Here is a 21,893-nt window from a genome sequence, read left to right on the forward strand (position 1 = left end):
TTGGTTTGTAATGAAATGTAATTATTGTAATTATATTGAGCCAATAGTCATGAAAAACATATACTTAATCAGAGCTATCTATACTTTTTTCCTTTTGCTTATCGTTTGTCTATTGGTAGCGATTAACAATTTTTTCTTTTACAAGAATGAAGAAAAAACCACTATACGTGAAATGCGTTATGAAGCGTCACAATTGCAGGCACTGATTCAAAATTGTGAATCTAGGGCTGAAAATTGTACTCAAATGATTAAAACATTTATTGATCATTCCAGCATTAAAGGCAAAATCACCCTCAGTGTGAACGCAGAACCATTTTATGCACAAAACCTGGAAAGCTATAAGGATAACCGGATTGCCGTTACCTATCAGCAGTCAATTCAGGCAAAGGACCATCTCTATATGGTGAGCTATGAAAAACTGGTGACCCCACCTCTGTTGAAAAGTATGATGCGTAGTTTGACTTTCTCTGTGATGGACTGGAAATATGCTGCACAAAATGGAATAGATAAAAGTTATTGGAAAAATCTCACCAATTATTGGCAATTCGTTGCAATTCCTCGTTCTAGCCCGGCGTTATGTTATTTCTTTCTGATTATTGTATTACTGCTCTTGGCTAAAGGTTATTTTAAAACATTGCTGCGAAAATGGGAGAGTTCAGAACAGGTAATCGTGACTAAGAATGACGTGATTGAACAGCTCTATAACGAAAAATTAAAATTAAAATCACAAAATAATGCTTTAAACAAACAGCTGGATCAGGCTGAATCAGCGGTAAATGAGCTGGGAAAGCAGCATTTAGCAATGACTCAGGAAAAACAGCAGTTAGATTCGGCACTAGTTGAGCTAAATGCAAAAATTAAGTTGGAAAAAGAGCAACTGAATGCACATATTCAGGAAATAAAAGCGGAGAAATTAAAAGCATTGCATGATGCTGAGAGCAAATATGCCAATGATGTAGATCATATTCTTCAGGAAAAAACGCTTGAAATTAATCAATATTATGCGAATGAAATCAGTTTAATTAAAACAGATAGTCAAGATAAAATAGATAATTACGAACATAATTTACAAGCTCTTGCAGAGGTAAGACAGGAGTTGGCATTACGCAACACTAAACTGTTAGAGGATCTGGATGCTTCTACAATACTGATGGATGAAGTTGAAAGAAAATTGCAATCGACAGAAACCGAAAATAAGCAACTACAGGAAAAACTAAAGATAGTACAGGGTGAGTTGGTTCAGGAAAAGCAGACACAAAATACATTTATGACGAAGGATTTGAAAAAATGGATTGCGCGTTATTTACTGGCAAATCCAAATTTTAATGTTAAGTCAAATCATTCCGCGCCTAAACATAATGGAAATGATCATCATGGCAATGACTATGTTGAGAAAATTTTTAACTTGGTCAGAAAAAATGAAGAAATTTCCAAATTTGTGAAAGCTGTTAAATCTGTAAACAATAATGCATTCCAGCAAAGAACAATTGTGGTTTCCAAACTAAAGCAAAAAGGCTTAAATGATCTGAATTATGGTTATATTGCAGAAGTAGTGGGCGAAGATGATCGTGGTAGCTGTGCTGGACTTTTTTTGACAGCACAAACCGATTGGGAAGCTATTGTGCAGGCTAAACTTTTATTGATACACATTAAACAGTTAGAAAAACATACTATTATTGATAAGATATCAAATTAAATAAAAAGCCCTAAATTTTAGGGCTTTTTATTTATTAGAATCTACATTCACTATTCTTAATTTTAAAGTCATAGTTCTTGCTTTCAGATGACAGTTTTAGGTCAACCTGATATGGATTAACACGCTGAAATTCATTTTCAAATAATAAGCTGCAACTTTTCAGGATATTTTTTCTCAGCATTTTTTTGACTTCCTTATCTCCCACATCTTGAGCAAACTGGGTAAAATCAGGAGTGGTGATAATACCTTCAATTTTTACTTCATTCGCACTCATTTGATATTTTTCCATCAGCAGGTTTTGATCGATCTGGAAAGGCAGGGTGCGTGAATCTTCATCACTGATGACATCTAAAATTTCATTCAGGGCTTTACGGTCTTTAATCGCGTAAGATGAATCCAGAATTTGCTTTTTAACAAAATATTGATCAAGTTCAGTAGCTTTGGCATGTGCTGTATTGAATAATAGAAAAGTACTTAAACATAAAAATATTGTTTTATATGGCATGATCATAATCACTTAAAATGTTTATGATTTAAATTAACCAATTTATAAGCATAAAAAAAGCACCCGAAGGTGCTTTTTAAAAAAACTTAAGTCTAAAAACTTAGTCTTTTTTCAGATTTTCATTGATCAGGAATTCAACCAATGCTTTCTGAGCATGTAAGCGGTTTTCAGCTTCATCCCAAACCACAGCATTTTTGTGATCCAACATATTTTCTGAAATTTCTTCACCACGGTGCGCAGGCAAGCAATGCATGAACAAGCAGTCCGGGTGAGCCAGATCCATCAAACGTTCATTGACTTGATAATCAGCAAATGCTTTCTCACGGATTTTCTGTTCTTCTTCCTGTCCCATACTTGCCCAAACGTCTGTCACGATCAGGTCGGCATTGACTGCTGCATCTTCAGCTGAGTCTACCAGCTCTACACAGTGCGCAAATTCAGATAAGAATTTTTCTTGTGGTTCATAACCTTTAGGCGCGGCAATTTTTAGCTTAAAGCCCCACATGTGCGCAGCTTCAATATATGAATTACACATGTTGTTGCCATCACCGATCCACGCCACAGTTTTACCTTCGATAGGACCACGATGTTCCAGGTAAGTTTGCATGTCAGCAAGCAGCTGGCAAGGGTGGTGGTCATCAGTCAGGGCATTAATTACCGGCACTTTAGAATAAGAAGCAAAACGTTCAACAATATCATGACCAAAAGTACGAATCATCACGACATCAAGCATGCTTGAAATTACACGTGCAGAATCTTCGATTGGTTCGCCACGGCCCAATTGAGTGTCACGTGAAGAAAGGAAAATTGCGCTGCCGCCGAATTGGGTCATGCCAGCTTCAAACGAAACACGCGTACGGGTACTGGATTTCTCAAAAATCATCCCCATGACTTTACCAACAAACGGTTGGAAAACTTCATTGTTATGCTGTTTGCGCTTGAGCTCAATGGCGCGTTGCAGAATCTGGTTAAGTTCTAAAGTCGATAAATCGCGTAAAGTCAGAAAGTGACGGAGAGCCATTCGTTACTCCACAATAATTGCTGAAAAAAGAGGTCAACAATTAGTTGTTGGTTAGTTAAAAAAATACGGAATCGGCTAATATACTATATGAATAGGAAATTGCAAAAAAACTAGACTTTTTGATGACCGTCCAGGAAACGATCAACACAATAATTTACATATTTGACAGTTTCCTGATCAGTTTCATCGCTTGGCAAGCCCATTAAAATGCGCCACTCCATATTTCTTAAAATACCAAAATACAATTGCGCAGAAAATAACGGATTTGGGCAGCTGAGCAGGCCTTTGTCATGTGCCTGTGACAGTACTTCAGCAATAGAGTGCTGGATATGTTTTGGACCCTGTTCATGAATATGCCGGGCAATATCCAGATTACGTCCGCTTTGCTCCACAATTAGTCGCATAAATGCAGCATTTTCCGGCTGCTTAATATGCCAGTAAAAGTTTAGTAAAGTCTTGATCAGATAGCTTCTAAAGTCTTCGGAACTGTCTAAAGAAAAAGGCAGACAGATATCTTTAAAGAACTGGGTACGGCGGTAATCACAGATCGCCTTAAACAGGCCTTCTTTATTGCCAAAGTATTTATAAATTGAAGCTTTGGAGCCACCAGCATGATGGACAATGTCATCAAGAGATACAGCATCATAACCATGTTCCAGGAACAGCTCTGTCGCACTGATCAAAAGGGCGAGACAACGCTCATGACCACGTTTGGTGGGTGGTACATCTTTGGCTAAGGGTTCCAGTTGAACAAGATCCTGCATATTGACGACTAAATCAGCACTTTTTGATTATTTCAGTTGTCATCATAACAAAGTTGTGCACACATTTCATGGAGACTGTTGTATCTATTGTTTTGACTAGGATTTATGCTAAATCTATCTGGATTATTTGACTAAAGTTTTAGAGTTTTTATTCTATCAGGCCATGGATTGAGCGTTTTGAATAGGTATACTCGAACTTCAATAATTATAGCCAACACTGTGGAAAGGGAAGATGACACAACAAATGTCTGCAGGTTTAAAGTTTAGAGAAGCATTAGAAACTGAGAAACCACTACAAATCATTGGAACCGTAAATGCCTATGCAGCCATGATGGCGAAACAGGTCGGATATAAAGCCCTTTATGTCTCTGGTGCCGGTGTGGCCAATTATTCTTATGGATTGCCTGACCTGGGCATGACCAGTCTTGATAATGTCCTTGAAGATGTACGCCGTATTACTGAACGTGTGGATACGCCATTATTGGTAGATATTGATACAGGCTGGGGTGGTGCATTTAATATTGCTCGTAGCATTAAGCAGATGATTGCAGCTGGCGCAGCAGCAGTACATATTGAAGACCAGGTAGCACAAAAGCGTTGCGGCCACCGTCCAAATAAAGAAATCGTATCGCAACAGGAAATGGTAGACCGGATCAAGGCGGCAGTGGATGCCAAGACTGATTCCAATTTTGTGGTGATGGCACGTACCGATGCCTTACAAAAAGAAGGCTTACAGGCGGTGATTGATCGTGCTTGTGCCTGTGTCGAAGCGGGTGCCGATGCGATCTTTGCTGAGGCAATGACGGACATCACCATGTATAGAACAGTCTGCGATGCAGTGGGTGTACCAGTCTTGGCAAATATCACCGAATTTGGTGATACACCGTATTACACGACAGAGGAGCTTGCCGAGCAAGGTATCCGTATGGTGCTATATCCATTGTCTGCTACCCGTGCAATGCAAAAGGCAGCTTTAGAAGTGATGCAGTCGATCCGTCAAAATGGTACTCAGGTGAATGTACTGGACAAAATGCAACAACGAAAAGAACTCTACGAATTTTTAGATTATCACAGCTTCGAAGACACATTAGATAAACTGTTTAAGCAGGAGAATTAAAACAATGGCTGAAGGAAAAGTACTCACTGGCGCAGGATTGCGTGGACAGGTGGCAGGGAAAACGGCACTTTCAACAGTAGGCAAAAGCGGTGCAGGACTAACTTATCGTGGTTACGATGTGCAGGATCTGGCTGAACACTGCCAGTTTGAAGAAGTGGCCTATCTGATTTTCTTTGGTGAATTGCCAACTGCTGAGCAGCTTGCAGCATATAAAGCCAAACTTAAGTCATTACGTCGCCTTCCGCAAGCACTGAAAGAAGTGCTGGAACGTATTCCGGCAGATTCACATCCGATGGATGTGATGCGTACAGGTGTCTCCATGCTGGGTAATCTGGAAACAGAAAAGTCTTTTGCTGAACAGCAGGATGTAGCAGATCGTATTCTAGCGACATTACCCGCGATTATCTGTTACTGGTATCGCTATAGCCATGACGGCATTCGTATTGATGAAAATACCGATGATGATTCGATCGGTGCTCAATTCCTGCATTTACTGCGTGGTGAAAAGCCAAATGCCTTGCATGAACAGGTGATGAACGTATCACTGATTCTGTATGCAGAGCATGAATTCAATGCTTCAACCTTTACTGCACGTGTATGTGCATCGACATTGTCTGATCTACATTCTTGTATTACCGGTGCGATTGGCTCACTACGTGGTCCCCTGCATGGTGGTGCCAATGAAGCCGCGATGGATATGATTGAAAACTGGACGTCGCCAGAAGAAGCTGAGCGTGAAATGCTGGGTATGCTGGAACGTAAAGAAAAGATCATGGGCTTCGGTCATGCAATCTACAAAGACAATGATCCGCGTAACGGTATTATCAAGCAGTGGTCAGAGAAGCTGGCGAAAGATGTGGGTGACACCGTACTTTATCCAGTCTCAGTCCGTTGTGAAGAAGTCATGTGGCGTGAGAAAAAATTATTCTGTAATGCTGATTTCTTCCATGCATCTGCTTATCACTTTATGGGTATTCCAACCAAACTGTTTACGCCGATCTTTGTGATGTCACGCGTTACCGGTTGGGCAGCACATGTAATGGAACAGCGTGCTGATAACCGTATTATTCGTCCAAGTGCAGACTATACGGGTCCGGAACTACGTAAAGTGGTTCCGATTGCTGAGCGTGGCGCTGTAACAGTTTAAGTTACAGATATTGTAAATAAAAAAAATAAGGTCTCCAGTCAGACCTTATTTTTTATGGACTATTTTTATTTAGTTCTGGTTTTATTGAATTTTCGTTTAACGGCTGAGCAGGGCTGGATCTTCAATGTGATACCCGGTTTCAAATGGAATGCCTAAATATTTAACAGTGACCAGTAATTTATCCTGTTTCGGAATTTTATAGGTTTGGTTTAGCCTTAAATCAGGTTTGTAGCTGACAGCCTTTTGAGTCGGGCTCTTATAGCGACCCGATTCAATCCGATATTGATAGCTCCATTTCGAAACCCTCTGTTGCGGATCATACCATGCAGATGCAGTGCCTTTACTGGTCTTTAATACCTTGAGCTGGATATTCTGCTGAGTACGTGGAATCACAGGAGTTAAACGTTTCTTGATTTTGGCAATTTCCTGATCAAACTTTTTACTGTCCTGATCATAGTCAATTTTCCTAGTTTTAGGATTGATATAAAGAGAATTGACCTGAACCAGTTGGTTTGGTGTCTTGGATTTAAAATTATAATAATACAGTTGGGGCAAACGTCCGCGACCATCCAGATAATGGCGCAGCAGATAGAGTTTTTGGTCCTTAACTTCATAACCCAAAACTTCAATGTTTTGCGGGCCACCCACCGTCGCAAGGCTCAATGGGCTGAGACAAAGACCAAGCAAAAATAAACTAATTTTGATTTTCATCCTTATCCTCATTCCAGCAACTTTTATGAAGTAGTAAATTAAGCAGCTTTGCGATTAATCAATTCAATCATCTGATCAGCAATTTGTTCCGTTAATTTATCCAGACGTTGCTCAGGTGTGCCATCAATCAGATAACGATAATCATAGGTTTGACCTTCATAGAAAATCGAGATAAAAAACGTTCCTACCGGCTTTTCTTTACATTCACTACCACCTGGTTTGAGCAGGCCGGTACAAGCCACAATCAGATCGGCTTCTTTAAACAGTTTTTTTCCTGAAGTGGCGAGGAGTTGAGTAACTTCCATCGATTCAGCAGTATATTTATCAATCGTTTCTTCGGGTACACCAAGAATTGACATTTTTAATTGCGGATCATAGCAGACCAGACCACCAATCAGGATTTGTGCACCACATTCTTTGTAAATCGAAAACTGGCTGCTTAAATAACCTGAGCTTGCACTTTCTACAAAAGCAACTTTCAGTTTTTTTTGTTCGAGCAAATCACAACAGTCTTTTAACATGGCTATCATTTTTATTTGAGGGTGATGTACTAAATGTATAGACGAAATGCGTAGTCTTCAATCCTCCTTACGATTGTATACATTTATACAAAATATGCTGTTAAGAGCTAAATATTAGATACACGTGCCCAGAGTTCAGCTGCTGAATCTGTTCGTCCAAGAGTTAAACAAAATTTGCATTTAGCAGTATCATCTCAGCTTAAACAGTGGTAAAAATAAAAATAAAGTGCTTGATGAAAGTAGGTTGTTACAATGAAAACTACAGTTAAATATGTGGTCCTGAAAAGTTTGGATTATCAGTTGGGTACCCCTTTATTTCAGGAAGAAATTGATGCAGATGCACAGTATTTTGATCAGATCCCTGCGATTATTAATTACCAGAATTTAACATTAAAGGTGAAAAGCAAGGAACTAAAACGTCTGCAATTGCCTGATGAAAAAGAAGACACCCAAACGATTATTGTAAAAGTAGTCGCGATTTAATTCATTTTATGAAGCAGATTTGAAATGAACCTCTCTTGTAGAGGTTTCTTAATAAAATATTAGATAACAAGATATTATAAGATGTTTTTTATGAATATAATTTAATGAAATAGACTTTATTAAATTATATTTAAACAAAGTGTTTTATATTACCGCAATTAAAATATTGAAAGCATTAGTCTGTTTTATTTTTGTGCATTTTTATATAGTAAATATTAATAATTAAAAATAGAATTGTCCTTCATTTTTTAGGGGACATATCGTGAAAAAACTTTTAGCAGCAGTACCTTTTGTTTTTATATTCGGTCTTTCTTCACAAGCGAATGCTTTGGTTAATCTTCATGTCGTGGCAGATTACGGTAATTATGTCGTAGCACATGGAGTTAGCGATTCTGCTTATGTACAAAATTGTAATATGGTAGAAAGCTATACCAACTGGTTGGGCTATACTCAGAATCGAGTGATAGGTAACTGGATTTTTGCACCATACTCAACCCGAGTATTTAATCTTCCTAAAAATGGTTCTTATTTTAATTTAGTATGTAACTGATTTAACTTTTCCCTGTATAAGGTAGCTCAAAGCTTTATACAGGATTTTTACTTTCTGAAAAAAATATCAAATCTAAATTTCATAATTAATAATTTAAAAAAATATATATAGAATATTTATGTTTTACCAGATTGAAATTTTGCATTTTTAAAGATATTGATTTCATCTGCATATATTAGTAGTCATTCTTAATATTTACGCAATGCTTGGGTAAATATTGTAAGTACAAAAATGGATTATCAATGGGTTAAATCAATTTATTTTACATTGAATTAGTCTGTAACAGGTTATTACTTGGAGTTTATGCAGAAGGCTGTAGAGTAAATACTGAACTCGTAAAGACCGGTTCATTTACTTATAAAGGAAAAAGGAGCGTCTCCAATGGCTAACCAAAACCAACAAAATCCGAACCAGAATCAGCAACAGCGTCAGCAAAACCAGCAAGACCAGTGGCAAAATCCAAATCAACAGCAACAGCAACAGCCTAACCAGCAAAATCAACAAAACCCAAATCAACGTCAGCAAAATCAGCAGAACCAGCAAGATCAACAGAATCAGCAGGATCTGCAACAACAGCAGCAACCTAATAAACAAGGTCAGCAGCAGGATTCAACACAACAGTCTCATCAGCGTGATCAACAAAATCAACGTGGACAACAACGTTAAGTGTTGAAAACTGAAGAAAACCGCCATAAGGCGGTTTTCTTTTGGGTATTTATAACTCAATATAACTTCTGAATGAATTTATAATCGGCAAGTTAATTACAAGTTCTATATCCAAAAATTAAGCTTACTATTTTTCATAAAAGATTATTATAATCAATAAGAAAAAAGCTGTAGTTTCATTGGTGTTATGAGATTCCTCAAACTCAGCTTGCATTCCAATATAATGGCTTTTTTTGCAGAACTCTTTTGATAATCCTTGAGTTTATACCTCTACAATCCAGCGCGGATAAAAGGTATTGTCTGTTTCTTCAACGGAAATAATATGATCCACATGAAAGTTTCGGATACCATCTCTGCGGATGTCATAACAGAAAAATTTCTCAGTCTTACCTTTACGACGATAACTATAGGGTTCCGCCTCACGTGTTTCAATCGAACCATCATCTTCACGGGCAGTGATGATAATGGTATGCAAGTTGCGTCCAGCTGAGGAAATTATCTCTTTGATATGCCGAGTATTCATATTAACCTCGATATCAATATAAATGTCGCATGAAATACAACTGATAAAATGATGTTTTAAAAATAATTCCAATCAAAATTTTATGATGTAGTATCTCTAGAAGGTTATGGTTTTATTGTGTATTCATTCCTTAATACAATTTCTATTTTAATCAGCTATAACTTGGTTGATTATCCTTAATATGAACCGTACCGGGTTTGTCGGAAACTTTTTTATTTAAGTTAGGCCACCTGACCTAACGGGTTAATCTTATCATAGTACATTGCTTCAAACTCAAAAGGCGATACATAACCCAGTGCACTGTGTACACGCTTTTTATTGAACCAATCTACCCAGTTTAGTGTCGCAAGTTGTACATCTGCTAAACCTTGCCAATCTGCTTTTAGATATTCAATCACCTCTGTTTTGTATAAGCCATTCACTGTTTCAGCCAAAGCATTATCGTATGAATCACCAGTCGTACCGACTGATGCTCGTAAATTTGCTGCTTCTAAACGATTGGTATGGCGAATAGAAAGATATTGAACACCTCTGTCGGAATGATGAATCACATTCTTTGGCATGCCTCGATCATGCAATGCTTGCTCTAATGCATCAAGCACCATATCTGTATTCATCCGTGTAGATACTTTCCATCCAACAATTGCTCGTGAGAACACATCAATAATAAAGGCGGTATAGATCCAGCCTGAATTTGTTTGAATATACGTAAAGTCACTCACCTGAGAAGCACTGCTTCGCAAGGGTCAGGATGATCAGCATTAAAATTACGTTTCACTAAATCATCTGCTCGTTTTTGGTCATCTCGGTTACGAGTAGTTTGTTTATTCTTACCACGCCAAACACCTTGTATACCTAGCTTCTGCATCAATCGAGCAACTGTACAACGTGCGATAACATAACCTTCACGTTTCAGTTGGTTGTTGCCAGATCTTACGCACACCGTATCGACCTGAACTTTCTTTCCAAATACGTTTGATTTGCTCTGCATGATGTAAATCATGCAGAGCACGTTTCGCTCGATGTTCCCTTGCAAAGCGATGCTTTTCATCAGCGAGATCTAGAGTTCGGTAATAGGTTGAAGCTGCGATCGGTAAAATCCTACAAATCGCATCAACACCATATCGATCTTTATTGTTATGGATGAAATCCACCATTATTTGTGTGGGCGGTCGAGCTCCGTCTGGGCGAAAAAAGCGGCTGCTTTACGTAGAATCTCATTGGCACGCTTTAATTCTTTAATTTCACGTTCCATTTGCTTCATTTTTTCTTGATCAGATATCTGTTGTACTTTAATAGGATTTTGCTGATCTAAATGCTTTTGATGCCAGGCACGAAGTGTTTCAGGAGTACAACCGATTTTAGGAGCAATAGCGGTGATCGCAGCCCAATACGATGGATAATCTTTTTCAGATTCAATCAATAATTGAACCGCTCTTTCTCTGATTTCAGGGGTATATTTTAATTTTGTCATCGAACCTTGCGAAGCAGTGCTTCTCACTCAGAATATTGACTCTCCGACAAACCCGGTACGGTTCAAAATGATTAAGGGGAAAGCTCACAGAAATGTGAGCTTTTTTATTTTATACACATAAATTAACCTTTCATTTAAAAAAACTTTCTAAATAGCTTTGGAATGCACTCCATATAAATGATACCTATATAGGTTGTGATTTCTGATACATTGAGGTGAACAATGAAACTATTAACTTTGATTGGTGCAGGTGTATTGGCTGGGTATTGTTATAAGAAGGCCAAATGCAAAAAGGGAAATGCAAAGAATTGTTCTCAACATGAAGCTGAAACAGATCCTAAGGCGCAAAATACCACTGTTTAAATGGATTAAAAGACCTCACAAATGAGTGGGGTCTTCAACTATTTAGAAAAGAAAAAATAATAATCAAATATTAGCTAAATTAATCCTTTGGTTAAGTAGACTGTTTATTGAAAAGAATATTGGTATCTTTCACTCTTAATGAAATTCACATATTTGAAAATTTCTAGTAACCCTTTATATCTAGGGTTGAATGTTAAGATAAGCTACAATATAAGCAGCAAGAATTCAGGGGGAGTCTTTTAATGACTAAGATTGAAATCTTGATCACTTTATTGGCTATCGTAATTATTAGTACATTCATCTACGTCCTAGCCCATACATTGTAATCAAACCTCCTTCGGGAGGTTACTTATTGGGTGGTGTATATGAATACTGATAAATATAAAACTCTGATAAACAATCATAAAAAGAAACCAGTATTAGATGTTAACTGATATTTAAGCTTAGATCTTTCTCTAATCAATTGTTGAATTTTGAGGAAATAAGGTAGTGTTATTCTTAATCTGAAACACGAGACATCAATTGATATGTGAAAATGATTTAATTAACAAAGAATTGATTAAAATTTTAGAAAAATCATTTATAAGATTTGCAAAACCCACAAAAATAAATTCTGTCGATTTTTGAACTGGAATGAAGATAAACGAATACAATGTGATTTAGTTTTAAATATTTTAAGTTTATAAATTCTCAGGTAAAGCTCTTTCAATGCTCAATCTTCCCATCCAGTCACGGCTCGGCGGTTTCTATTTCTTTTATTATGCCATCGTTGGGGCATTCATGCCGTTTTGGAGCCTGTACCTTGAAGATCAAGGTTTCAGCTATTCAGAGATCGGGATTTTATCTTCAATTGCCATTGTCACTCGCTTTTTTGCACCACTCATTTGGGGCTGGATTGCAGATAAATCTGGTAAACGCATGCTGCTGGTGCGCATAGCTACATGGATGGAAGCCTGTATCTGGTTCATGATTTTTATCGTTCCGAATAGCTTTCAGTCTGTGGCATTGCTGATGCTGATTTTTAGCTTTTTCCAAAATGCCATTCTGGCACAATTTGAAGGTGTGACGCTTTTCTGGCTCGGAGAAAAACGTGCTGAGCTATATGGCAAAGTACGTAAATGGGGGTCAGTGGGTTTTATTATTGGCGTCTTTGCTGTTGGTGCAATATTTGAAATTATCCCGGTCAGTATGCTGCCAGTATTATTGCTGTGTATTTCATTTCTCGCTTTTATATGGTCCTTTAGCATTAAGGAACCTTCGACGGCGCCCTCAGCACAGAAACAGCTTGAACCGTTATGGCCGATCTTGAAACGACCCGTGGTTTACAGTTTTTTCATCATTGAACTGATTATGCTGTTTTCCCATGCGCCATTTTATAGTTTCTATAGTAATTTCCTAAGTCAGCATGGCTATAGTACCAGTCAGATTGGGCTGCTATGGTCGGTTGGTGTTATTGCGGAAATTATCATGTTTGCTTATGCGACTTTATTTTTTAATCGCTGGTCGTGGCGAACACTGGTAATTATCTGTTTGTTGCTGACAGGATTACGTTGGCTGATTGCAGGTCTGCTGCCTTCACTATTTATGGCACAGTTTATTGCACAGAGTATTCATGCCTTTAGTTTTGGCCTGTTTCATATGATTGCGATGCGGGTGATTTTCCAGAACTTTTCGGCAGGACAGCAGGGACGAGGTCAAGCATTATATAGCACCATGTGGGGAATTGGTGTTGCTAGTGGTAGTATTCTTGCGGGTCAGTACTGGGATCAACTTGGCGGTACGACTATCTTTATATATGCCGCTGCGGCTACATTGATAGGTTTGCTATTTCTATCTGGTTTGCCCAATCAGGTGGAGCCTGCAAAGTCCACCTGAAGTCATGATTCTTGAATGATTAGATCTGAATATCTTTATAACGATCAAACCAGGGTTGCGCTTCTTCTAGTTGTGCAGCCAGCTGTAATAACAGATCTTCACGCGCAAAAGGTGCAATAAACTGAGATCCTAGCGGAAGATTCTGCTCATTCCAGTACAGAGGTACTGACATTGCTGGTAGTCCTGTAATATTGGATAACTGGGTAAATGGCACCCATTTCAGGTTCTCTTTGACGATCTGATCAACCAGTTTACCCTGAGCCAATAGATGTGCCTTACCCATACGGAGTAATGCTTTTATAATCGGTTTTTGCCAAGCGGGTGTTTTTACTTCACCATTGCGTGGTGCCACCGACGCCGTTGCAGGTGTCAGATATAAATCATAGCGGTCAAAGAAATGATTCATCTGGGAAACATAAATACCCCAGTTGTTTAGGTTCTGAATATATTCAAGCGCGGTAGTTTTGGCACCAAAAGCCGATAACACTAGAGAGTCCAGCTCAAAATCAGTTGATTTAGATGGATACTGTCTACGGATTTCCTCAAGCATATAAGAGAACTGACTAAACCATGTGGTAATGAAATCCTTGGCCAATTGCATGCCGTCAATCGATGGATGATCCTCAATCACCTCATGACCTAATGATTCCAAAAGTTTCACTGTCTGGTCGATGGCCTGAACTGCATCTTTGGAAATTTTGGTGCCAATAGGAGATCTGGAATTAAAAGCAATTTTCAGTTTTTTGAGTGGTTGCTGAATAATCTCAAGATAATGTGTATGCGGCCGTTCGATCTTGAACATGGAATGGTGATCTTCACCATGCGTGGCATCTAGCATTGCCGCACTGTCACGGACAGTTTTGGTCAGAACATGCTGAATAGCTGCACCATGCATGGCTTCACTCATTTGTGGCCCCCAAGGTATACGTCCCCGGCTTGGTTTTAGCCCAAACAGACCGCAATAAGAAGCAGGAATTCGAATCGAACCACCGCCATCACCGGCACCGGCAATCGGCACGATACCACCTGCAACAGCAGAAGCAGAACCACCCGATGAACCGCCACTGTTATGACTTAAGTTCCACGGATTTTTACAGCTACCCCAGGCATCTGGCTCGGTAATGCCTTTGATTCCAAATTCAGGAGTATTGGTCCGGCCAAAAGTTACAATGCCGGACTTTTCCCAGCGATTCACAATTTCAGCATTGGTATCCGGAATATAGCCAATACGTTTAAAGCCGGTACAGCCATATGAGGTCGGATAACCGGCATACTCCTGAAAGAGATCTTTAACCAGGAAAGGCACACCAGCAAAAGGACCCGATAAATTTGCCTCAGTACGTTTTAGGGCATAATCATGCATCGGGATAATGATGGCATTTAATTCAGGATTGACCTGATTGCTGCGTTCTAAAGCAATATGCAACAACTCGGAAGCATGGATTTCTTTTTTTGCGACCAGTTCGGCCAGTCCCAGACCATCATAGCTAAGATATTCCTGATAATTCATGACATTCCTTGTTTGAATAAATAAAAGTTAAAAAGCTTAAGATGCAAGTACAACCTGATTACGCCCCATATGCTTGGCCTGATAAAGCGCCTGATCCGCAATATTAATAAGATCCTGCAATTCTGTCTGTTGTGGTGCTTCCTGATGGGTAATGCCCAAGCTGACCGTGATATGCACCGATTTGCCGTGTTCCAGATAAATCGGCGTTTGTTGCACCAGATCACGGATGCGTTCAGCCACCCAATGGGCTTCATCGTGTTCTATATCCCACATTAAGACGACAAACTCTTCACCACCAATCCGAGCAAACAGATCACTACTGCGCAGATTGGTACGCACCAGCTCTGAGAATTGTTTTAAAACTGCGTCACCCACATGATGGCCATATTGATCGTTGAGCCGCTTAAAGTAATCAATATCCAGCATAATGAGAGAGAACGATAATTTTCTAGCCTGTTTCAGTAAATTTTCGCCTTCTTTAAAGAAGTAATGACGATTCATAGTGCGTGTCAAACTGTCATAATTTGCTAGATAAAGCACGTGTTTATATAGCTCATTCCGGTTTTGACTAATGATACAGAGAATAAGAGGTGCCAGTGCCAGCATAAACAGACCAATACGTAAGGACACAAAAGTTGTAGAATCTGCAAGGCTTTGATCAGCCAGATAGATCTGTGTCAGGCTGCTGTAAGTGGTAATCAGAACCAATGTATTAATAATCGAAATTGTAAAAATACGGTAAGTGAGTGCTGCCCAGATTAAAGCTGCCAGAGGATAAATTAACGCACCAGGCCCGGCAAAAAGATGAGTTAAGACCACACAGACCGCTACGGTAATCATTGGTAGGAAATAGCTGAAAGAATAAGTTTTTTTTCTACGGTTATTTGCAAAATAACGAATTTGCTTGGCAGTAGGGAAGGCAAGTATCAATGGTAAAATGATGATATAGTTCACCATTTCCCCCGTCCACCACAGTAAAAAGTCAATTTTCATGTTTTCAGGGGTGATAAAGGAACCTGGGATATTCACCAAGGTAATCACAGCAAATGCTGCACTGACCAAACATCCTGCAAAAGCGCAAATACCAAACAGGTGAATAAAGGTAAACCCGCTGTTGTAGTATTTATAATTAATCTTGAAATAACGGATACAGAATAGGGAAACAATAGTACTTAACAGATTTGAAAGTGTCAGGAAAAGGCTTTGTAGAAAAAAGTTGCCTGTGAGTAGGTCTGCAAACATATATGCACTGAATGCCCCTAACCAGCCGCCTTTATTGTTGAGCTGTGGAAAGCGTAAAAAGAAGGCGAGTAGAGCTGCATTGGCGGGCCATAAAAATGCTAAATAACCTGTTGGTCGCGTTGCAATGCCAATAAAGCTAAAGATAAGAATTAACAGTGCAATAATGAGATACGCAGAGCTATCCGGATCCAGTTGTTTTTCTTTAAAATCAGCAAATCGCAAAATAAAGCTACCTTAGTATATTTACAATGAAAAATCACATGCTGTTTTTAGTTAAATAAGCTTTGAGATTTTTCTTCTTGTTTTTGATTGTTTGTAATTTAATCAATACTTAAAATTGCATAAGTACAAAATATAAACAAATTAATGTGGAAAAGAAATGGCTATTATGTATCTAACTGATATTTTTATCTAAGCAGATGAAATAACTTTTCGCCATACTCCCCAATGTTAAAAATATGCTAAGTTAGGGACAATCCAAGGAATACTACTTTTAATATGAAAAAAACATGTCTAAGCCTTATGCTGCTTACCTTAACCACTTGGGCGATGGCTGCAGATGTAAATAAAAATACCCAAACAGCAGCACAAGCTCCGGCTGTTGCCAACACATTCCGTGTCGTGATACGTCCTGAAATTATGGGCTTATGGGGAATGGAAATCCCGAATAATCGCAAATGTGTTGAATACTATAATTTTAAAAGTGATAACAATGTAATTATCAAAAGTGGTGATGAATGGTCATCAGGCATTTATGACTATCAGTTACCGCAAGATACCACAGCACAGGTTCCGGCCTTAATTCTCCAGGTGAAGTATGACAATAACCAGAAAGACTGTTCTGGAAATCAGCAAGACCAGTCAGGTGAAGTCTCACAGTACTTTGTGAAATGGCAGAATCCACATACGATTAACTTCTGTGCTACTGAAAAGGCAGAGCAGTGTTTTGCGACGTTAAGACGCATTCTTCCTTAGGGTTGTATGGCAGACAATAAAAAACCGCTGAATGATCAGCGGTTTTTTATTGAGGATACTGAAAAAGGATTAAACTTTTTCTTCAGCACCTTCAAGTTGCTTAAGCAGATGTTTTTCCAGATAGTGAATATCCATTGCCTGTTCACAGAAGTTCTCATCCTGAAGGATCAGATCTTTATGCAGCGGGATATTGGTCTTGATGCCGGTCAGAATCATTTCATCCAGTGCCTGCTTCATACGGGCAATCGCCGTTTCACGATCTTTACCATGTGCAATCAGTTTGGCAATCATCGAGTCATAATACGGTGGAATGCTATAACCTGGATAGATGTGCGAATCTAAACGGATACCTGCACCACCTGGTGTATAAAACGTCTCAATCATGCCTGGAGATGGCATAAAGGTAGATGGATCTTCCGCATTAATACGGCATTCAATCGCATGACCTTTAACAACGACATCTTCTTGCTGAATATCCAGACCCAGACCGGCAGCAACACGAAGCTGTTGTTCAATGATGTCCACACCAGTCACCATTTCAGTGACAGGATGTTCTACCTGAACACGGGTATTCATTTCAATAAAGAAGAATTCGCCGTCTTCAAACAGGAATTCAAATGTACCCGCACCGCGGTATTGCATTAACTTACATGCATTCACGCAAGCTTCCAGAATGTCAGCACGTGCCTGTTCAGGCAAGTTTGGTGCAGGAGCTTCTTCTAGTACTTTCTGGTGACGGCGCTGTAAAGAACAGTCACGGTCATACAGATGGATCGCATGGCCATTACCATCGCCCAAGATCTGTACTTCAACATGGCGCGGCTTTTGCAGGAAACGTTCCATATAAACCGTATCATCGCCGAACCACATTTCTGCATCACGCTGTGCAGCTTGTACAGACTCGAGCAGGGTGTCAACGCGTTCAACGATACGCATACCACGACCACCACCACCCGCAGCAGCTTTTACGATCAGCGGGAAGCCGATTTCTTTGGCTTCAGCGAGGGCATTATGAATGGTTACTGCATGATCACAGCCTGGTACTGTTGGTACGCCGGCTTTTTTCATGGCAATAATCGCAGAAACCTTATTCCCCATCAGACGAATATGTTCCGGACGTGGACCAATAAAGATAAAGCCAGAACTTTCAACAATTTCAGCAAATTCAGCATTTTCAGACAGGAAGCCGTAACCCGGGTGGATCGCATCCGCACCAGTAATTTCAGCCGCTGTAATAATCGCTGGAATATTTAGGTAACTGTCACTGCTTGCGCCAGGACCGATACATACTGCTTCATCGCAGAAACGTAGGTGCATCAAGTCCTTGTCAGCGTCTGAATAGACACCGACAGTTTTAATTCCTAAAGTTTTGCAAGCTCGGGTGATGCGCAGGGCAATTTCACCACGGTTTGCAATTAAAACTTTTTGCAACATTATTATGAATCCCCGAGGTGATTAAGCGCGGTAACGGAAAAGTGGCTGACCGAACTGAATCACTTCACCATTTTTCACCAGAATTTCTTCAATCACACCGCTCTGAGTTGCTTCAATCGGGTTCATGATTTTCATGGCTTCAATAATACCAAGTGTTTCACCAGCAGAAACAGTTTGACCCACTTTCACAAATGGTGCTTCGCCTGGACTTGGTGCTGCATAGAACACACCAACCATCGGAGATTTTTCCACAGCACCACGTGGAGATTTCGCAGCAGGTACATCAGCTGCAGGTGCGGGCATTGCAGGAACAGCTGCTGCAACTACTGGATTGCGACGAGTCAAGGCAATGGATTGATCTCCTTCCTTAACTTCGATCGCCTGTAAGTCAGACTCAATCATCAGGTCGATGAGTTTCTTGATTTTACGGATATCCATGAGACAGTATTCCTAATTAAGATTGCTTAGAAGATTGAATTTTTTCAATGATGTAATCGAGGGCAGCGGCATAGCCTTTTGCACCCAGACCACAGATCACGCCGATCGCTTTATCGGACAGATATGAATTATGTCGAAATGCCTCACGTGCATGAACGTTAGACAAATGGACTTCAATAAATGGAATGGCAACGCCAAGAAGTGCATCACGCACTGCAACAGAGGTATGCGTTAAAGCTGCAGGATTAATAATGATGTATTGCACGCCGTCTTGTTGTGCTTGATGAATTCGGTCGACAATGGCACCTTCCCAGTTGCTTTGGAAAGTGTCTAATTCTAAGGTGGCATTTTTAGCCTGAGCGCTGAGCTGCTGATTGATGTCATCAAGAGTTAAGTGACCATATACTTCTGGTTCACGCTTTCCCAGCAAATTAAGATTCGGTCCATGAATGACCAAAATGGTCGAACTCATTCAGCTTGCTCCAATTCAAAAGTTTCAAAAGAAGTTTGCAAGATGTCAGCAAACTTCCTTCATTATGGCATGAAATTCTACATTTTATAAAAATTTTGTCTGAATTGGTGTAGAAGTTGCCTGCCTGATAGTGGGCTATATAATGAGAACTTTGCAAGGAATTGGCAATGTTAAAAAATGACATTTATGGGAGTTATGTCGGATTTTTACATTGTAAGCCTAATTGGCTAAAATAGTTAATAATGTTTATGTAACATTGCCGACAGACAATAAAGAAGTCAACTATTTTTGATCAGATCCTGCTAGATGTTTGCAGTATTTAAGGTTTAAAGCTTATTCATTTTTAATTTTAATGATAAAAGAGATTTGTTTAAAAAGCCCTCATACTGGTTTTTTATATAATCCTTTTAGTTTTATGAATTATTTTTGTATAAATTATTGAATTTAATTAAGTTAATTCATAAAAATATATTAATAAGCTGATATTTTAAAGCAATTGAATTTACTGGTAGTCATAGAAAAATATTCATCTCCTGAGCTTAACAATGGAATCAGGCAGTAAGTTAAAGTTGTTGATTCGCCCTATGTTTAATTCCTGTACTACGAAATAGTGAGATTGACTGAAATGTTCATAGAATTGTATTCAATGCTGAATATTCAGCCAAAAGATAAAGCATTTAAATTGGCAAAAGGTCGTCTAATAAATTGATAAATGGTAACAGCAGGTCAGCTCGATGATAGTCAGCATCTTGTAATAACGCTTTTTGCGGAAACTTTATCCAATAAATATTTTATAGATCGTTTAGGCATGTTCGCGAGATGTTGGAATTTTATATAATGCAGCTCTCTAGAACAAAATAGTCAATATTATGACTCCAGCTTGCAAACTTTTAAAAGCCAATAAAATCGAATATAGCATTCACGAATATGAACATGATGCCAATGCCAAAAGCTTTGGTTTGGAAGCGGCAGAAAAACTAGGCCTGGCGGTTGAAGAGGTTTTTAAAACGTTATTAGTCACAGATGAAAAGCAATATTTTGTGGCAGTATTACCTGTTCATCATCAGCTTAATCTTAAAAAAGTAGCTGCTGCATTTGGTTGCAAGAAATTGCAGATGGCAGATCCTAAACAGGCAGAGCGATTAACTGGATATCTGGTGGGTGGAATCAGTCCAGTAGGACAAAAGAAACGCCTGAAAACTGTAATTGATGCATCAGCAGAAAAGCTGATTAAAATTTATGTCAGTGGCGGCAAGCGCGGTTTGGATATTGGTTTAAAACCGGGTGATTTGGCCAAGGTTTTGAATGCACCTTTTATTGATCTAGTTGATGAATAATTTAATGTATTACAAAAGGCTTTGTTGCATAAATACCTAAGAATATGATTTTATTAAATTTACTCTTAGGTTGAAATTTGCACAAACCTTTAAAAATCAGTGCCTTGCAAAATGTTTATGCAACAAAGCCATTACAAAGACATTGATTAGTATTTTAATTAAACCCGAATAGTAAAATTCGGGTTTTCTTTTGGTCGGAAAGAGCTACACATTTTTTTTGCATTTGTATATTGTTTTAATGCAAAGGCAACCATGAATTGCTTATAAGAATAAGAAATTAAAAGAAAAATAAATTGGAGCATTGCTCATGGATATTGTTATTCAACTTAAACACCGTTGGTCCATTTCTGTCATCTGGGGAATCACTTCTGCACGGTTTCAACCGGGAGGTGGCGTATGAATGAAAGAGGCGTTTACCTGCTGAGTACCGTAGCTCTATTTTTAATCTTAGGGTTGATTGGTTATCAGGTTCATCATGAAATACATCGGGAAGAATTGGGGTTGAACCGCACCAGCGGTTTGGTTTTTTATGGGATGAATACCCATACGCCGCTTCTAGACCGTCAGGCAGAAAGTTTGAATCAGGCTGTACAGCGTCGGGGAGTGGTGCGGAATCAATCTCAGTCTTTGAACCAACAGCGTGCTCAGTTCGTTTCAGATTTTGCCAGTATGTTATTTGCAATGCAGGATGGACATAAGCCTGAATATTTGCAGCTGAGAATATTTCTAAACAGGCAACAAGCATTATTGGAAAATAAGGCGCTTAAACAGGAGGAGGCACTTGCCAATATTAATTTGCTACAGACATTCTTGCCTGAGTACCAACATGAGCTGACACGAGCATCGGCAAAATTGAAAACGCGCTATTCTTATTATGAAACAAACATATTTTCTAATGAGATGAGTTTAAGCACGGTATGATCTAGAGGTGAACAATATCAGTGTGATGTATTAAAGTGTTTCTTCAGAATTAAGCTGAGCGATGAAGGTCTGTATGATTGCAGACTTTACAATCTTAGTTACGGGATATAAAAACTATCTCATGCAAGTTAAGTAAACTGTATCGTTT

At 39.0% G+C, this 21,893-nt stretch carries 22 protein-coding genes, 1 pseudogene and 1 other annotated feature; of the genes and pseudogenes, 11 read left to right on the top strand and 12 right to left on the bottom strand.

The genetic code is table 11. The features are described from left to right. The first annotated feature begins 49 nt into the window (after positions 1-49). Positions 50-1,696: a hypothetical protein gene (locus tag IHE35_RS06345; RefSeq protein WP_242789789.1), complete on the top strand. Its 1,647-nt coding sequence runs from the start codon at positions 50-52 to the stop codon at positions 1,694-1,696. Between the two features lie 34 nt (positions 1,697-1,730). On the opposite strand, the gene IHE35_RS06350 is transcribed toward IHE35_RS06345, so the two are convergent. From IHE35_RS06350 to IHE35_RS06360, 3 genes are all read right to left on the bottom strand, one after another. Next, the gene (locus IHE35_RS06350) at positions 1,731-2,201 is read right to left on the bottom strand and encodes a hypothetical protein (protein WP_242789790.1); all 471 of its coding nucleotides are present in this window, start codon (positions 2,199-2,201) and stop codon (positions 1,731-1,733) included. Positions 2,202-2,301: 100 nt separating this feature from the next. Next, on the bottom strand, positions 2,302-3,222 hold the full coding sequence (gene argF / locus IHE35_RS06355; RefSeq protein ID WP_004812788.1) for an ornithine carbamoyltransferase: 921 nt from the start codon (positions 3,220-3,222) through the stop codon (positions 2,302-2,304). Between the two features lie 110 nt (positions 3,223-3,332). Next, positions 3,333-3,986 (bottom strand): TetR/AcrR family transcriptional regulator, encoded by a 654-nt coding sequence (locus IHE35_RS06360; RefSeq protein WP_242789791.1) that lies wholly within the window; start codon positions 3,984-3,986, stop codon positions 3,333-3,335. Between the two features lie 232 nt (positions 3,987-4,218). On the opposite strand from IHE35_RS06360, the gene prpB reads away from it, so the two are divergent. Both prpB and prpC read left to right on the top strand, forming a co-directional pair. Further along, a complete protein-coding gene (prpB, locus tag IHE35_RS06365; protein ID WP_004810717.1) occupies positions 4,219-5,103 on the top strand; it encodes a methylisocitrate lyase in 885 nt (294 codons plus the stop codon). 4 nt (positions 5,104-5,107) lie between these two features. After that, a complete protein-coding gene (gene prpC / locus IHE35_RS06370) occupies positions 5,108-6,250 on the top strand; it encodes a 2-methylcitrate synthase (protein WP_242789792.1) in 1,143 nt (380 codons plus the stop codon). A gap of 96 nt (positions 6,251-6,346) precedes the next feature. Here the strand turns inward: prpC and IHE35_RS06375 are convergent, their stop codons facing one another. Both IHE35_RS06375 and IHE35_RS06380 read right to left on the bottom strand, forming a co-directional pair. Next, positions 6,347-6,961 (bottom strand): aminotransferase, encoded by a 615-nt coding sequence (locus IHE35_RS06375; RefSeq protein WP_242789793.1) that lies wholly within the window; start codon positions 6,959-6,961, stop codon positions 6,347-6,349. Positions 6,962-6,999: 38 nt separating this feature from the next. Continuing rightward, positions 7,000-7,482 carry a nicotinamide-nucleotide amidohydrolase family protein gene (locus IHE35_RS06380; protein ID WP_242789794.1) on the bottom strand — a complete coding sequence of 161 codons (483 nt, stop codon included), beginning with the start codon at positions 7,480-7,482 and terminating at the stop codon, positions 7,000-7,002. Between the two features lie 252 nt (positions 7,483-7,734). Here IHE35_RS06380 and IHE35_RS06385 point away from each other — a divergent pair, with 252 nt between their 5' ends. The 3 genes from IHE35_RS06385 to IHE35_RS06395 all read left to right on the top strand — a co-directional run bounded on the left by IHE35_RS06385 (position 7,735) and on the right by IHE35_RS06395 (position 9,181). Continuing rightward, positions 7,735-7,965 carry a hypothetical protein gene (locus tag IHE35_RS06385; RefSeq protein WP_242789795.1) on the top strand — a complete coding sequence of 77 codons (231 nt, stop codon included), beginning with the start codon at positions 7,735-7,737 and terminating at the stop codon, positions 7,963-7,965. Between the two features lie 262 nt (positions 7,966-8,227). Beyond that, positions 8,228-8,515: a hypothetical protein gene (locus IHE35_RS06390; RefSeq protein WP_242789796.1), complete on the top strand. Its 288-nt coding sequence runs from the start codon at positions 8,228-8,230 to the stop codon at positions 8,513-8,515. A gap of 381 nt (positions 8,516-8,896) precedes the next feature. After that, the gene (locus IHE35_RS06395) at positions 8,897-9,181 is read left to right on the top strand and encodes a hypothetical protein (protein WP_242789797.1); all 285 of its coding nucleotides are present in this window, start codon (positions 8,897-8,899) and stop codon (positions 9,179-9,181) included. A gap of 262 nt (positions 9,182-9,443) precedes the next feature. On the opposite strand, the gene IHE35_RS06400 is transcribed toward IHE35_RS06395, so the two are convergent. Beyond that, the gene (locus IHE35_RS06400; protein WP_346015088.1) at positions 9,444-9,704 is read right to left on the bottom strand and encodes a WYL domain-containing protein; all 261 of its coding nucleotides are present in this window, start codon (positions 9,702-9,704) and stop codon (positions 9,444-9,446) included. 221 nt (positions 9,705-9,925) lie between these two features. Next, positions 9,926-11,178, bottom strand: a pseudogene (locus IHE35_RS06405) (IS3 family transposase). Continuing rightward, positions 10,787-10,903, bottom strand: a sequence feature (AL1L pseudoknot). (Overlaps the previous pseudogene by 117 nt.) A gap of 222 nt (positions 11,179-11,400) precedes the next feature. On the opposite strand from IHE35_RS06405, the gene IHE35_RS06410 reads away from it, so the two are divergent. Together IHE35_RS06410 and IHE35_RS06415 are read left to right on the top strand one after the other, a co-directional pair. Continuing rightward, positions 11,401-11,541 carry a hypothetical protein gene (locus tag IHE35_RS06410; RefSeq protein WP_242789799.1) on the top strand — a complete coding sequence of 47 codons (141 nt, stop codon included), beginning with the start codon at positions 11,401-11,403 and terminating at the stop codon, positions 11,539-11,541. A gap of 708 nt (positions 11,542-12,249) precedes the next feature. Continuing rightward, positions 12,250-13,416 carry an MFS transporter gene (locus IHE35_RS06415; protein ID WP_242789800.1) on the top strand — a complete coding sequence of 389 codons (1,167 nt, stop codon included), beginning with the start codon at positions 12,250-12,252 and terminating at the stop codon, positions 13,414-13,416. 19 nt (positions 13,417-13,435) lie between these two features. Here IHE35_RS06415 and IHE35_RS06420 read toward each other — a convergent pair whose 3' ends face one another. Next, the gene (locus tag IHE35_RS06420; protein WP_242789801.1) at positions 13,436-14,926 is read right to left on the bottom strand and encodes an amidase family protein; all 1,491 of its coding nucleotides are present in this window, start codon (positions 14,924-14,926) and stop codon (positions 13,436-13,438) included. A gap of 36 nt (positions 14,927-14,962) precedes the next feature. Continuing rightward, positions 14,963-16,390, bottom strand: a complete 1,428-nt coding sequence (locus IHE35_RS06425; RefSeq protein ID WP_242789802.1) for a diguanylate cyclase — start codon at positions 16,388-16,390, stop codon at positions 14,963-14,965. 327 nt (positions 16,391-16,717) lie between these two features. Here IHE35_RS06425 and IHE35_RS06430 point away from each other — a divergent pair, with 327 nt between their 5' ends. Continuing rightward, a complete protein-coding gene (locus IHE35_RS06430; protein WP_242789968.1) occupies positions 16,718-17,143 on the top strand; it encodes a hypothetical protein in 426 nt (141 codons plus the stop codon). Between the two features lie 69 nt (positions 17,144-17,212). Here the strand turns inward: IHE35_RS06430 and accC are convergent, their stop codons facing one another. Genes accC through aroQ form a run of 3 tightly spaced genes read right to left on the bottom strand, consistent with a single transcriptional unit; the run spans position 17,213 to position 19,487 of the window. Beyond that, positions 17,213-18,577, bottom strand: coding sequence for an acetyl-CoA carboxylase biotin carboxylase subunit (gene accC / locus IHE35_RS06435; RefSeq protein WP_242789803.1), 1,365 nt, complete (start codon positions 18,575-18,577; stop codon positions 17,213-17,215). 21 nt (positions 18,578-18,598) lie between these two features. After that, complete coding sequence (accB, locus tag IHE35_RS06440; protein WP_004809213.1) at positions 18,599-19,015, bottom strand: acetyl-CoA carboxylase biotin carboxyl carrier protein; 417 nt, start codon at positions 19,013-19,015, stop codon at positions 18,599-18,601. Between the two features lie 16 nt (positions 19,016-19,031). Further along, positions 19,032-19,487 (bottom strand): type II 3-dehydroquinate dehydratase, encoded by a 456-nt coding sequence (gene aroQ / locus IHE35_RS06445; protein WP_242789804.1) that lies wholly within the window; start codon positions 19,485-19,487, stop codon positions 19,032-19,034. Between the two features lie 869 nt (positions 19,488-20,356). On the opposite strand from aroQ, the gene ybaK reads away from it, so the two are divergent. Next, positions 20,357-20,824, top strand: coding sequence for a Cys-tRNA(Pro) deacylase (gene ybaK / locus IHE35_RS06450; RefSeq protein ID WP_242789805.1), 468 nt, complete (start codon positions 20,357-20,359; stop codon positions 20,822-20,824). Positions 20,825-21,220: 396 nt separating this feature from the next. After that, a complete protein-coding gene (locus tag IHE35_RS06455) occupies positions 21,221-21,745 on the top strand; it encodes a hypothetical protein (protein WP_242789806.1) in 525 nt (174 codons plus the stop codon). Positions 21,746-21,893: the final 148 nt, after the last annotated feature.

The sequence above is a fragment of the Acinetobacter sp. ASP199 genome (genome assembly GCF_022700675.1).
Classification (GTDB): Bacteria; Pseudomonadota; Gammaproteobacteria; order Pseudomonadales; family Moraxellaceae; genus Acinetobacter.

Excerpts from the sequence above, each read along its gene's own strand:
- IHE35_RS06345 (WP_242789789.1), top strand. The coding sequence starts at position 50 with ATGAAAAACATATACTTAATCAGAGCTATCTATACTTTTTTCCTTTTG.
- IHE35_RS06350 (WP_242789790.1), bottom strand. The coding sequence starts at position 2,201 with ATGCCATATAAAACAATATTTTTATGTTTAAGTACTTTTCTATTATTC.
- argF (WP_004812788.1), bottom strand. The coding sequence starts at position 3,222 with ATGGCTCTCCGTCACTTTCTGACTTTACGCGATTTATCGACTTTAGAA.
- prpC (WP_242789792.1), top strand. The coding sequence starts at position 5,108 with ATGGCTGAAGGAAAAGTACTCACTGGCGCAGGATTGCGTGGACAGGTG.
- IHE35_RS06420 (WP_242789801.1), bottom strand. The coding sequence starts at position 14,926 with ATGAATTATCAGGAATATCTTAGCTATGATGGTCTGGGACTGGCCGAA.
- IHE35_RS06385 (WP_242789795.1), top strand. The coding sequence starts at position 7,735 with ATGAAAACTACAGTTAAATATGTGGTCCTGAAAAGTTTGGATTATCAG.
- IHE35_RS06380 (WP_242789794.1), bottom strand. The coding sequence starts at position 7,482 with ATGTTAAAAGACTGTTGTGATTTGCTCGAACAAAAAAAACTGAAAGTT.
- accC (WP_242789803.1), bottom strand. The coding sequence starts at position 18,577 with ATGTTGCAAAAAGTTTTAATTGCAAACCGTGGTGAAATTGCCCTGCGC.
- accB (WP_004809213.1), bottom strand. The coding sequence starts at position 19,015 with ATGGATATCCGTAAAATCAAGAAACTCATCGACCTGATGATTGAGTCT.
- IHE35_RS06375 (WP_242789793.1), bottom strand. The coding sequence starts at position 6,961 with ATGAAAATCAAAATTAGTTTATTTTTGCTTGGTCTTTGTCTCAGCCCA.
- IHE35_RS06455 (WP_242789806.1), top strand. The coding sequence starts at position 21,221 with ATGAATGAAAGAGGCGTTTACCTGCTGAGTACCGTAGCTCTATTTTTA.
- IHE35_RS06400 (WP_346015088.1), bottom strand. The coding sequence starts at position 9,704 with ATGAATACTCGGCATATCAAAGAGATAATTTCCTCAGCTGGACGCAAC.
- IHE35_RS06360 (WP_242789791.1), bottom strand. The coding sequence starts at position 3,986 with ATGCAGGATCTTGTTCAACTGGAACCCTTAGCCAAAGATGTACCACCC.
- aroQ (WP_242789804.1), bottom strand. The coding sequence starts at position 19,487 with ATGAGTTCGACCATTTTGGTCATTCATGGACCGAATCTTAATTTGCTG.
- prpB (WP_004810717.1), top strand. The coding sequence starts at position 4,219 with ATGACACAACAAATGTCTGCAGGTTTAAAGTTTAGAGAAGCATTAGAA.
- IHE35_RS06410 (WP_242789799.1), top strand. The coding sequence starts at position 11,401 with ATGAAACTATTAACTTTGATTGGTGCAGGTGTATTGGCTGGGTATTGT.
- IHE35_RS06395 (WP_242789797.1), top strand. The coding sequence starts at position 8,897 with ATGGCTAACCAAAACCAACAAAATCCGAACCAGAATCAGCAACAGCGT.
- ybaK (WP_242789805.1), top strand. The coding sequence starts at position 20,357 with ATGACTCCAGCTTGCAAACTTTTAAAAGCCAATAAAATCGAATATAGC.
- IHE35_RS06430 (WP_242789968.1), top strand. The coding sequence starts at position 16,718 with ATGGCTGCAGATGTAAATAAAAATACCCAAACAGCAGCACAAGCTCCG.
- IHE35_RS06415 (WP_242789800.1), top strand. The coding sequence starts at position 12,250 with ATGCTCAATCTTCCCATCCAGTCACGGCTCGGCGGTTTCTATTTCTTT.